At 45.4% G+C, this 12,427-nt stretch carries 7 protein-coding genes and 4 pseudogenes; 2 read left to right on the top strand and 9 right to left on the bottom strand.

Annotation, left to right across the window (positions count from 1 at the left end):
• Positions 1-4: 4 nt before the first annotated feature.
• The 4 genes and pseudogenes from C1N58_RS05695 to C1N58_RS05680 all read right to left on the bottom strand — a co-directional run.
• Positions 5-406 (bottom strand): annotated as a pseudogene (locus C1N58_RS05695) (hypothetical protein); the annotation flags it as partial.
• Between the two features lie 476 nt (positions 407-882).
• Positions 883-1,368, bottom strand: coding sequence for a hypothetical protein (locus tag C1N58_RS05690; protein WP_394564680.1), 486 nt, complete (start codon positions 1,366-1,368; stop codon positions 883-885).
• A gap of 370 nt (positions 1,369-1,738) precedes the next feature.
• Positions 1,739-2,278, bottom strand: a pseudogene (locus tag C1N58_RS05685) (RHS repeat domain-containing protein); the annotation flags it as partial.
• 192 nt (positions 2,279-2,470) lie between these two features.
• Positions 2,471-3,124 (bottom strand): TNT domain-containing protein, encoded by a 654-nt coding sequence (locus C1N58_RS05680; RefSeq protein WP_394564679.1) that lies wholly within the window; start codon positions 3,122-3,124, stop codon positions 2,471-2,473.
• Between the two features lie 84 nt (positions 3,125-3,208).
• Here C1N58_RS05680 and C1N58_RS05675 point away from each other — a divergent pair.
• Both C1N58_RS05675 and C1N58_RS05670 read left to right on the top strand, forming a co-directional pair.
• A protein-coding gene (locus C1N58_RS05675) for an IS3 family transposase (RefSeq protein ID WP_394564678.1) occupies positions 3,209-4,272 on the top strand; the annotation gives its coding sequence in 2 pieces (ribosomal slippage) (positions 3,209-3,461 and positions 3,461-4,272; 1,065 coding nt in all).
• Between the two features lie 68 nt (positions 4,273-4,340).
• A pseudogene (locus tag C1N58_RS05670) lies at positions 4,341-4,584 on the top strand (transposase); the annotation flags it as partial.
• 478 nt (positions 4,585-5,062) lie between these two features.
• Here C1N58_RS05670 and C1N58_RS05665 read toward each other — a convergent pair.
• The 5 genes and pseudogenes from C1N58_RS05665 to C1N58_RS05645 all read right to left on the bottom strand — a co-directional run bounded on the left by C1N58_RS05665 (position 5,063) and on the right by C1N58_RS05645 (position 12,425).
• Entirely contained in the window at positions 5,063-5,440 is a 378-nt protein-coding gene (locus C1N58_RS05665; RefSeq protein WP_277282487.1) for a hypothetical protein, read from the bottom strand.
• Positions 5,437-6,259: pseudogene (locus C1N58_RS05660) on the bottom strand (glycohydrolase toxin TNT-related protein); the annotation flags it as partial. The gene C1N58_RS05665 and the pseudogene C1N58_RS05660, both read right to left, overlap by 4 nt.
• A gap of 28 nt (positions 6,260-6,287) precedes the next feature.
• Positions 6,288-6,479 (bottom strand): hypothetical protein, encoded by a 192-nt coding sequence (locus tag C1N58_RS05655; protein WP_394564677.1) that lies wholly within the window; start codon positions 6,477-6,479, stop codon positions 6,288-6,290.
• 1,269 nt (positions 6,480-7,748) lie between these two features.
• Positions 7,749-8,015, bottom strand: coding sequence for a hypothetical protein (locus tag C1N58_RS05650; RefSeq protein WP_205958573.1), 267 nt, complete (start codon positions 8,013-8,015; stop codon positions 7,749-7,751).
• Between the two features lie 9 nt (positions 8,016-8,024).
• On the bottom strand, positions 8,025-12,425 hold the full coding sequence (locus tag C1N58_RS05645; RefSeq protein ID WP_394564676.1) for an RHS repeat-associated core domain-containing protein: 4,401 nt from the start codon (positions 12,423-12,425) through the stop codon (positions 8,025-8,027).
• Positions 12,426-12,427: the final 2 nt, after the last annotated feature.

Below are 12,427 nucleotides of genomic sequence, written 5' to 3'. Positions count from 1 at the left end.
GCTTCTTCTGGCCTTCAACGTCGGACAGTAGCTCGGGCGGCCCATTCGCGGCGCAGTGGACCAGAATATCTTCGGACTTTCCACGCCATCAATACGGGCCAGTGGCTCATAGCTCTGGCTGTCGCTGTAAACCTAAGTCAGCGGAATATCGTCGTGAATTTCCTGCAGCAGTCGGTAGCCCATACAAATCGCGTCGTTACGGCGTGACCAGATTGCCTGACCTGTAACAACGACTTACTGGTTTTGCTGATGCCTCGCCAAGCGGATCGTAACGGTAACGCCAGCGGGTCTGTCCGTTATCCTTCTCAGTGGTGCGGCCATGAATATCGTACTGCCATCGAATCCCGTTCAGTTCGTTCACGCGGTTATGCATGACGTGACAAGCGGCATACCGATTCTGAATATTATAAGGTGAATGGATAATTACAATTATTTTAGCTTCATGCACTTTTTGAGACTTACGGGTTTCAGCTACCAATCAGTAAGTTTCCGGACATCAGATTGCTTAGGTATTTATAAAGAAGCTGGCTTTTATATTCAACCAGCCGGTGTGCGGTAATTTACTGAGTTTTGTACAGGGTTCTGGTTTTAACTATAAAAAATTACTATGGATTTTTTTTAGAACTCCATATCGATATGCATAGCCATGAGAGCCGGAATATTCGAGAGCACAGAAATGAGCAACATACTTTTTCAACAACCGGTAACACTCATACGATAAGTTATTAATCTCTTTGTATAGTAGATAATGTCTCAAAAAATTTCCATGATGGATTTCGAACTAGTGGTACCTTTTAAAAACACCAGTAGTCATGTTTATATGAACGCAAACTCTTGGCTTTCGTTAACATTAAAAAAATTTAATCGGTATTATGACCTTTATTACTCACCAGCATACCATGTGATGTATATACCATGGTTGAATGATCTTGTCTCATAGGAAACTGAAATATCTCCCCAAGAGAACTCCCACCTTACTACTTCATTTGAAATGAAATCAGGCTCTCTTAATTCTAGTGATGAACCAAGCCAATTAGACAAATTTTCTACTGATTCATTTAACATTTTAATATTGGTTCGTTTATCCCAATCACTTAAGGAATCGTAATATTTACTTTTCTTATCTATAAGTTTTACCATAAACGGAAAGTTAAAGCATATCGGCCTTATATGCATTTCAAATTCTTTATTAAAAAAAATTATTGACTCGATTAGATAATGATGAGGAATAATTTTTTTTATACTCCCTTTACTATTCATGCTTTTATAGAAATTACTTTCACAAAAAGTGTCTTCATCTGTAACGTCCAGACCTAACTCATCTAAAATTATTGCACCTGTAATTGGATCAACTTTTAATTTTTTCATATATCAATAATTTTCTCAGAGATTATAAAATTCCTCTATTCTCTGGTATGAAGAACTGAAGCCCCCACAATCGCCATACATTTTATTCGCTGCAGCTCTACCGTAAGTAATGTAAATGTCGTCGCTTATATAAAATGCTCTTAATTTCGTACACACAGGCCAGCGAGGATCCAATTTAACTTGCAATGCTTGATGATAACCTAACGGATTTTCTCTGTACTGATTAACTGTAGAGAACGCCACTACATATGCAAGTTGTTGGTCTCCATTAGGGTAAAGAGCGTAGAGAATTGTACCTTTTTTAATCTTCCTGTTCTTATAAACGTCAATTTCTGGGTAATTGGTTTTTTGGACGTTGCCATTTTGTTGCTTCCTCAGAAGGATTTTTACACTTTATCAACCCCCACTGTTCCACCCATGCCAGCGCATTCGGCGCATACTGATAAAAGTCGATCACGCCCGCTAATCTAATCGGGCCCTATTGGGTAAACCGGCCGCTGTTTGGCTCATAATAACGGAACAGATTGTAGTAGCGCCCCGTTCCGCGGTTCAGGTACTGGCCCTGCATACGCAGGTTCTGCTCCGTCACTGGAATTCGTTGATTCGATTCGCGCAGCAGTTTGCCCAACGGGCTGTTCACTCCTTCCCAGGTCTTCTGGCCTTCAACGTCGGTCAGTAGCTCTGACGTGCCGTTAGCCGCGCAGTGGAAACAGAATATCTCCGGACTTTCCACGCCATCAATACGGGCCAGTGGCTCATAGCTCTGGCTGTCGCTGTAAACGTAGCGAAATATCTTCGTGGATTTCCATGCAGCAGACGGCAACCTTGCATATAAATCGTATTATGACAGCATTGTTATACGGCTTACCTGTAACAATTGCTGGCGGGTTTTACTGATACATCTGGTTAATTGTCAGGCCAGTGGCAAGTCACACATCCCTTTTGCTTTATATAAGTACGAAAATTTAAGTTAAAATTGAGTAATATTAAGAGAAGGGTAAATTAAATAGTCAATACTATAAATCATAATATCCACAATTAACTTTAAGAAAAAATTGATAATTTTATCTAAAATTCACACAACTACAGGATAATAGACATTCTAATTCTTTAGGAAAATACCAATCAAATGAGAAATATACCTGGCTGGTTGAATCTCAGAAAAAGTAAAAAAAATCAAAAGATTATGCCTTCCAGAGTCACATTGAGTTTCAAAAAAACTGATAGCTTCATCATTGTAATGATAAAGACCAGAACCCTTAGTCATTTCTTTTACTCCCCTTATTTTTTTGGAGTAAAACTGTTTAAACTCTAAATCTTCCGAATTAAAACTTTTCGAACCATATACTGAAAAAACGACTTCTCCAGAACAATACGGGCATATAATGACGTTTTTTTTATGAATAAAATCATTCTCAAAACCATCATGTAACAAAACTTGAGCTTTAATACCATTTTTCATAATTTTTTTCAAAACTCCATTTCTAATCAGATTTTCAACATTATCAGCTGTTTCATATTGTTTATTCATTCCTGCCTTTCCAAACCATGGGATTGCTGGACCGGCGTCAACTTCATAAGATTTCAATACCTCACAGGTAGATAGAGGTTTTTTCAATGTATAATCCGGAAGCGCCCTACCTTCAAAAGAAGCTCCTGCTGGAGAAAGGAACGTACCTGTATCTCTGATAACACCATTTTCAGTCCAACCACCATAACGATCTAATTTAGTTCCTGGCTGAAGGGTCTCTTTCACTGAGATGTAAGCATCCCGGTAAAACGAACCATTCACTTTTAGAGATCTTCCGACATACTGATTATGTCCTCTGAGGAGATCGCCATGCGTAAAGCCCGATTCACCGAACACCAGATCATTGCCGTTCTGAAGTCCGTCGAAGCCGGACGTACCGTCAAGGATGTCTGCCGTGAAGCCGGGATCTCCGAGGCTTCGTACTACAACTGGAAAGCGAAGTTTGGCGGGATGGAAGCCTCTGATATCAAAAAGATGAAAGACCTTGAGGATGAAAACCGTCGCCTCAAACAGATGTTTGCGGACCTGAGTCTTGAGTGCCGTGCACTGAAAGACGTTATTGAAAAAAAGCTTTAAAACCAGCGATAAAGCGGGAGCTCGTCAGCTATCTGACGGCACAATTCGCCATGAGCATCCGCCAGGCCTGCAGGACATTATCGCTGAGCAGGACGGTCTATGTTTACCAGCCCGATACCCGGCGCGATGAACCAGTGATCCAGTTGCTGACTGAGCTGGCAGAGCGCTACCCGCGATATGGTTTTAAGAAGTTGTTCCAGCTGCTGCGCAGGCAGGGCAACACCCGGAATCATAAACGTGTTCACCGGATTTATTGCCTGCTGAAACTGAATTTTCGCCGTAAGGGAAAACAGCGCCTGCCGGTGCGTAATCCTGCTCCGCTGGCGACGCCAGAGGCGATGAACCAGAGCTGGTCCATCGATTTTATGCACGATGCGCTGGTGTGCGGCAGACGCTTCCGGACCTTCAACGTAGTGGATGATTTTAACCGCGAAGCACTGGCGATCGAAATTGACCTGAATATCCCGGCGCAACGGGTGGTCAGAGTACTGGACAGGACAGTGGCGAACCGGGGGTATCCGCTGAAACTGCGGATGGACAACGGCCCGGAACGGGTTTCGCTGACACTTGCGCAGTGGGCTGAAGAGCATAGTGTGGCACTGGAATTTATCAAGCCGGGTAAGCCGACGCAGAATGCGTGTATCGAACGGTTCAACCGGACGTACCGGACAGAAATCCTGGATTTTTACCTGTTCAGAACGCTGAATGAAGCACGGGAAATCACGGAAAGCTGGCTGAATGAATACAACAGCGAGCGTCCCCATGAATCCCTGAATAACCTGACACCGGAAGAGTAACGGCTGATGACTGAAACCCCGGAACTCTCAAAAAGTGCGTGGAACTAAAACGGGTGTGCTTACACCTCCAGCCCGGCAAGCCGACACAGAACGGAATTATTGAGAGTTTTAACGGACGCTTTCGCGATGAATTGTCTGAATGAAAACTGGTTCAGTGACGTCAGTCATGCCAGGGAAACCATCAGTGAATGGCGTCAGGATTATAATGAGTGCCGCCCGCACTCCGCGCTCAATTATCAGACGCCGTCTGAATTTGCGGTGGGCTGGAGAAAGAATAATTCTGAGAGTGAAGGATCCGACATTACTAACTGAGCCTTATATCTAATACTGGGGGCAGGTCACACATATTGCGGCTCTATCTTCCACTTGAAGATACATTCGTTCGCCTCTGCAGATAATTTTAATTCGTATATGTCCAAGATCATTATCTTGATATGCATAAGCTGAATTATCATTTTTCAATTCATTGATATATGCCATTTCATCCCCATTCATTTATACCTTTCCTTAACAATTGCGGAATTAATCATGTAACTCATAGTCAAGGTATGCATGTGCTTATTCTGTATCTCAGCACTTACTTTGTATTTCTTTTTAATATGCATTCAAACTTAACTTATCAACCCATTCAAGCACATTAGTTTTATTGATAATTATTGATAATTTCAAACTGTTTACTAATACTATTATGTTCAGCAGGGTGTCTAATTGAATTATCCACTAGACCTTCCATTAAAAACGTCATAAAGGAAAAAGATCCCATTAAAAATGACACTCTCTATAATTATCATCACTCTTCATTGAACGTATTATTGTCAAACACCCCTACAAGATAGGATTCATAACGAGCAGGCTGTAACTCCTTGTAAGTAAACACAACCAAAATATCATGCCCATTAGAACATTTTGTTTCTGAAACTCTCAATGAGCTACTTTTATATCTATACTCTAGAATTTCGCCTCCAATAAATTCCAATCCCTTAATACTGCCAACTAAAGCTTTTATTTTCTTTTCATCATACATATCTAAATCTGTAGAGTTGTACAAGCCATAATAAGCCATGCCATCACAGCGAGGGCAAGAAATTAGCTTGTCATTCTTCAGGAATGCATCTTCTAATCCATCGTGAATTAATACCTTTTTGTTCTGATGATTAATTATTTTCATACTTTCCTCAAATAGCCTTTCTCGATTAGTTTATCAATTTTTAAAAAGGTTTCATGTTGCGTTCCGTAGCCTGGTTGTCCAAACCAAGGTATGGCTGGTCCAGTATCAACCGGCAATGGCTTCAATGCTTCATAAATTGAATAAGGTTTATCCAGTGTACTCGATTGTAAAGCCCTGCCCTCAAATGATGAACCTACTGGAAAAATAAAAGTACCAATATCATGGAATCCTTTTTCATCTATCCAACCACCATATCGATCAACTAAAGTGCCGGGTTGAAGAGTTGTTCTTGTTGCTTTTACAAAACCGCGATTAGGTGGCCAGGCACCTTCACCCATAAATTGTTCTAACGCTGCCCAGTCTTGTTTTTTCCATAAAGCATATGCTTTGGATGCTTGTTTCCTTGAAGTAAATTGATTATTGTTCGATTTTTTCTGAAACTCATTCCATTCGTTTTTACACCTACTCAACCCCCACGGATTAACCCATCCCAGCGCATTCGGCGCATACTGATAAAGGTTGATCCCGCCCGCCAGCCCTATAGGGTCATGCTGGGTAAACTGGCCAGTGTCCGGGTCATAATAACGGAACAAATTATAGTGAAGCCCCGTTTCGCGGTCCAGGTACTGGCCCTGCATACGCGCAGGTTCTGCTCTACCATCGGAATTCGTTGATTCGATTCGCGCAACAGTTTGCCCCACGGGCTATTCACACCTTCCCAGGTCTTCTGGCCTTCAACGTCGGTTAAAAGTTCTGGCGTGCTATCAGTGGCGCAATGGAACAGAATATCTCCGGAATTTTCACTTCATCTATATGTGAGTAATCAAAATTGAGACCGTCCTCTTCCCTATCTGGATTGGGTGGCTATAATGACTTCATAGGCATCACGTTCACTTTTCTGAGCTTTTAATGCTTCGTAAAATGAAATTTTTGATTCTATCTCATACATAGCAATCGTCCCGTTATCGTACCTAATATAATACTCATCATTTCTTTTTATAATATCTACGCCATATCCTGAGAACATTAATTCATTCATAAAAAATCCGTAAATTCATTTAAATCTAGGAAAACAGACAACTTGACTAGTCAGTTAGTGTGTAAACCAAATGATCTCAACAATTAATTCAAAATATCAAAAATTGAAAACGCTTCAGAAGCCTAACACTATCATTTTTATTTAGTAAGCTTATGTCAGTGTTAATCTTAATGCAAATCGTGAAAATAATAATTGCATCCACATGTAAAATCATTCATTCTTTTAGCTTACGTCAAGGATGATTATCACACTTTCAAAACATATTTAACTTTGCATATTGTGAAAAATTATGATAATCCATAGCTTATAAATCAATACTTTAAAAATCTCTATAAAATGAGTCACATGTAAAAAAACACCTACCAGCTTTAATTTAATAAAAGAAAATCAATATATTGCCGATTATTGTATATAGAAGGATGGAAATACTTAAAAATATAAAAATGAATGTATTGATTGATAAACCACAAAAACATGCAGAAGAAATTTAATTATTCATAGTAATTCTTTAAGTTATTCCATTTTAAATATCCCCCCATGACTTTACATCTTCGAAACCTGAAAATTATTTACAAGTAACCATACCTGTTCTGTCATGTGGATCATATACTGCATCAATGTGTCCCCATGGGCCATAGACGGGAAGCTTACAATCAGATTGCACTTCAAACCACTTTCTTAATTTTCACGTAACTTTACCTTCTGGTTTATTTTTCTCTACCATCAATAGTTTATCAGGTGCAAAGCACCAACTTACTACTGTGGCATCTACATCACCTTGATGAGATAAAAATACGATGAGGTAAATATCACCTTGTCTATTATTTTTATATTAAAAACGGCTCGATAGTTTACGGTATCATCACCATTGTCAGGCCACGCCTCCCAGCGCAGCCCGTCAATAATAAACAACTTCTGCTTAGTTGAAATTGAGGAGATAACTAATCCATTGTCAAAAATCACAATTATATTTTCTTCGTTAATATTAATTTAAACTCTCCATATTGGAAAAATTTATACCGGTCGAAAAATCCTTACACTAAAAAATTGAAAATTACTTTCGCCGTCGCTAAAGTAATAATTACTTCATCAGCCCATTAGACTTATTTTCTAGCTCATGATAAAAATATACTCGCACTTATTTCTGAGCTCAGGATTCACTTTTCAACACCTATTCAAATACCACTTATCAACCAATTTAAGCGTATTCGGATTATTGATAACCTTAAGCCAACTACAATTATCACTCATTAAAATTATCGACAATCATTATACTTCAAGGTATATAGACACTGCTTTCTCAGCATCTGACATCTTAAAAAGCAAAGGGTTATCATAATCATTATAAATCTCAAGGTAGGCTTTTACTGAATTATGAATTTCATTATACTTCAAAGTACCATCCTCTATCTTCTGGATTGTTAACTCATATTTCTCAATGATATCACTAAGCTTATTTTTTCCATTTATTAAGGATTCGTTCTTAATTAATGCCAGTGTATCTTTCAAAATTTTCACTACTTGATTCGTATTCATATAGACGTCCTATGGAGTGCTAATTCTTCTAGTGTTTAAAATCCAATTCTGATCCCAGTCTCGAGGAAGTATTATTTGATCAGCTTTCCCATTAAGTATTGCCCCGGACTTTGTCACTTGAGGTGCAACCTCACCAATCTGTAGTACTGTCCCCTTAGGTACCAATATTGTAGCTTCGTATTGTCGAGTATTTTTCCATTGCGGTAGTAATGCAGCATCTATCTTAGCTTGAATACGACTACCGGCGCTTGTTGTTGAAACGAATGAACCACCTGCTTCAGCCTTCCCTCCATATACCCTATACAAAATAATATCTTCTGTTGTTACAACAGTTTTATAATCACTATTTGTAAACGTAGCAGCGAGTGATTCTGGGAGAGGTTTTTTCTCAATTTCTTTATATTTACCTTCAAGTTTTTTACAACTCAACCCCCACGGATCCACCCATCCCAGCGCATTCGGCGCATACTGATAAAGGTTAATCCCCCCCGCCAGCCCTATCGGGTCATGCTGGGTAAACCGGCCGCTGTCCGGGTCATAATAACGGAACAAATTATAGTGAAGCCCCGTTTCCCGGTCCAGGTACTGGCCCTGCATACGCAGGTTCTGCTCTACCACCGGAATTCGTTGATTCGATTCGCGCAGCAGTTTGCCCCACGGGCTGTTCACACCTTCCCAGGTCTTCTGGCCTTCAACGTCGGTCAGTCGCTCGGGCGTGCCATTTGCGGCGCAGTGGAACCAGAATATCTCCGGACTTTCCACGCCATCAATACGGGCCAGTGGCTCATAGCTCTGGCTGTCGCTGTAGACATAAGTCAGCGGAATATCGTCGTGGATTTCCTGCAGCAGACGGTAACCTTCCCACACAAACCGCGTTGTGACAGCATGACCAGACGGCTTACCCTGTAACGATTGTTGGCAGGTTTTACTGATGCGTCGGCCCAGCGGATCGTAACGGAAGCTCACTTTGTTGCGTGGCTTGTTGCGATCACGCGGCTCGCTGATGACATCCGTCAGACGATGCTCACCATCGTAACGGTAGCGCCAGCGGGTCTGGCCGTCATCCTTCTCAGTGGTGCGGCCATGAATATCGTACTGCCAGCGAATCCCGTTCAGTTCGGTCACGCGGTTATGCATGACGTGGGAAGCGGCATGGCGATCCAGCGGGTTGCCTGCACCGTCCCAGCGCCAATGTTCATTACCAGGCTGCGCGCCTTCCTGGGACAACAAACGACCTGCGTTATCGTAGTGCCATAATGTCTGGCTGAACGGATTATCGTCGCGCTCTTCACGGATCAGGTTGTTGCCGTAATCGAAGTCGCGCCGGCGGGACCAGACGCGCGGTGCAGGTCGCTGGGCTTCCCCCCTGAAAACGTCACGGCGGCGCAGTCTGCCGAGACGATCGTATTCACTGCGCGTGGTCAGACCGCCCTGCGTGCGGCTGAGTTCCCGATGCAATGTGTCACGGGTAAACTCCGTCACAGGGAGGTTATCGAGTGCGATGCTCAGTAAATGACCGCTACCGTAGTAAAGCTGCTTCAGGTTGCGGCCATCCGGCAGGGTTAGGGCTGTGCAATTACCCAGCGCGTCGTACTCCCAGGCCAGTGTGCCCTGCTCCCCCTGTTCACTCACGATGCGGCCCAGCGCATCATAGGTAAACGTAATCTCCTGCTCAGCCTGCTGGCTCCACTCGGTGTCAGACAGTGGCAGATGTTGTGACACTTTACTTAGCTGACCACCACCACGGTAGTGATAGCGCGTCTGGCCTTCGGGTGTCGTGCGCGCCAGCAGTTGTCCGGCCCGACTCCAGTGATAGCGATGGGTAATCGCCTGAGGATGCCCGGCGGCAAAAGTGCGAGCTAACGTGCGGCCCGCAGCATCATACTCATAACGCGTAGCCACGCCGTCCAGTCCAGTCTGGGCCAGCAGCAGAGAATCTGCACCCCATTCGAACTGATACTGCTCGCCGTTCTCGTTTTGCAGCGCCGTTAACCGACTACGGCTGTCCCAGCTGCGTTGAACCGTCTCACCCTGGGCATTGCGGTTCGCGATTAAGCGCCCGACGTTGTCATAGCGGAATTCACTGCGTTTGCCATCCGCTGACTCATGGGCCAGCGGCAGGCCGTTGTCACTCCAGCGCAACCGCTCTTCCCAGCCCTCTGCCCGCTCCAGCAAAACAGGACGGCCTGCTGCATCATAGTGATAACGGGTTTCTTCACCATCCGGCGCCGTCACACAACTGAGCCAGCCCAGCGGATGATAGCGGTAGCGCGTCGTCAGCCCTGAGCAGTCTGTTTCACGGATGACCTGGCCTGCATCGTTGAACTCCCGACGATAGCTGTTGCCTGCCGCATCGATTTCTTCGATAACCAGCCCAAACTCATCCCGCTTATAAACGGTACTTTGCCCGAGCGCATCGACCACACGCTCAAGGCCATGATGGGGATCGTAATAGTATTTCGTTGTGGAGCCGTCTGCGCCTGCAACGACCGTTGGCAGAGAACGGTGGGACAGCCATTGCACTGCCTGCACACCGCCGTCCGCATCTTTCTCTTCAACACGGTTACCAAGATCGTCATAGGTGAAGCTCACCGCATTGCCCAGCGGATCGATGCGGCGCGTCATGAGTTCGTTTTCATTCCACTCATAACGCCACTTCTCGCCCCGTTCATCAATGAAACAGGTGATAAGGCCCGCAGCATTCCAGTGGTGTTCGCGCTGTTGACCGTCATAGGTCGACACCCGCGTAATGCCTGCTTCCAGATCGTAGTGCATATGGCAGCCATCACCGGTATTGGTGCGATTCTCGACCACACGCCAGTGATCCAGTTTCTGCCAGCGATATTCACTTTCCAGTCCGCCTGGCAGCTGATGCCAGATCATTAACCCATCGTCGTTATAACGGAAACGGCGCGAGGTAATGCCAGCCGCATCGGTGACGCTGGCAAGCTGGCCCTGTTCTGTATAGTCCCAGTGCGCTAGCGGCCAGTGCTGTTCACCATCAAAGTGACTGGCGGATGTCGGGCGCTGAGGGTGCTGGTTGTCGCCGTAATGCAGTGTGACGTCGATGGCCAACGGTGCATCATGAATACGCACAAGACGCGCCTGCTCATCCCAGCCCATCTCCAGCGCGTTACCGTATTCGTCGCTCAGCGAAGCCAGACGCAGTACCTGAGGATTCGCCGCTGTAGGTTTATAGAGCCGCCAAACCGCACCATCATCATCGGCAATAGCGATATCGCCCATTTCATTACGGCGCACCATCAGTCCTTCGCTGATGCTGTAAAGCACCTCTTTATCCCCCGGCACCGCAAAGCGCAGCTCGCGCCCGTTGTCATCAAACCAGGTTGCCTGTGTGCCATCCAGCACTAAATAGCTGTCGAACACCGTTGCCCAGCCCAGACCAAATAATCCGTTGCGCTGCGTCAGGCTGTTGTAACTACGTTGGAAACTGAGCGGAAAACGGCCAGGAAGGGAGAAATCACGTTCGGCATCATCATTGAGGACTTTGACGCCAGTCGAGGCATGAACCGGAAACAGCGACGAAAAGGCCGCATTAATCGCCATATCGGCCATCATCCCCCCGGCCGCACCGGCGAGTGCACAGGGCATGTTTTTCAGAATCTGACTGGGTCGACCGCGGATCAGGGACAGGCCGATCATCGCTAAAGCCAGCCCGGGTACTTTACCGCTTTTGATCTCTCTTACCGTCACGGTTTCACCGCCAATGATGACATTGGGTGAAACGTCGTCACTTACCGTGGCTTCGCAGGTGGTTTTGTCTTTGGCGCGAACGGCTGGCTGCCCGTTAATAAAAACCTGCTTAGAACCCTGGGCCAGATATTGCGGCGCGCCGTGTTTTTCGCAGACAACTTTGTCCTGCTCCAGCGGAGACGTTCCGGCATCGGCTGACGCAACCGTAGGCTGCCACATCGCACTGCCAAACTGGCTGGCTGCAGCGAGCAACATGCCGCCGTAATCGGCAAAGCTTTTGGGTGACTGCGGTTCCGGCGGTGGAGTTTCTCCGGATACGAGCATGCCCGCCGCACGTGCCGCGAGAAGACCGTTCACCAGAACATTTTCTGATCCGCTGGCAATCACACCAGCGGGCGAAGGAGGGAACAGCATGTTTCCCAGCCCATCGGCTACTTTAGTGATGTCCTCTGAGAGGCCAACGGCATTGGCCAGTACGCCGCCCAGAATACCACTGAGCAGGCAGCTGGAACCAATAGCGGCCACACTGGCCGCGGCCATCCCTGCACCTAACAGGGGCGCGGCGGCGGTTGCCGCCGCGCCCACCGCCGCACCGATCACGGCGTAGGCTGCGCCCTCAGCGACAATACTGGTGATATCAGCAAAAATGCTGGAGTGAATGATCTCATCGCCCACGCGGGCCGCATGGTTATCCATAG

This window comes from Pantoea sp. SGAir0180 (assembly GCF_043546245.1).
The sequence above is the reverse complement of the archived record's forward strand: the minus strand, read 5'-3'. Positions and strand labels throughout refer to the sequence as shown.

Excerpts from the sequence above, each read along its gene's own strand:
- C1N58_RS05655 (WP_394564677.1), bottom strand. The coding sequence starts at position 6,479 with ATGAATGAATTAATGTTCTCAGGATATGGCGTAGATATTATAAAAAGA.
- C1N58_RS05645 (WP_394564676.1), bottom strand. The coding sequence starts at position 12,425 with ATGGATAACCATGCGGCCCGCGTGGGCGATGAGATCATTCACTCCAGC.
- C1N58_RS05690 (WP_394564680.1), bottom strand. The coding sequence starts at position 1,368 with ATGAAAAAATTAAAAGTTGATCCAATTACAGGTGCAATAATTTTAGAT.
- C1N58_RS05665 (WP_277282487.1), bottom strand. The coding sequence starts at position 5,440 with ATGAAAATAATTAATCATCAGAACAAAAAGGTATTAATTCACGATGGA.
- C1N58_RS05650 (WP_205958573.1), bottom strand. The coding sequence starts at position 8,015 with ATGAATACGAATCAAGTAGTGAAAATTTTGAAAGATACACTGGCATTA.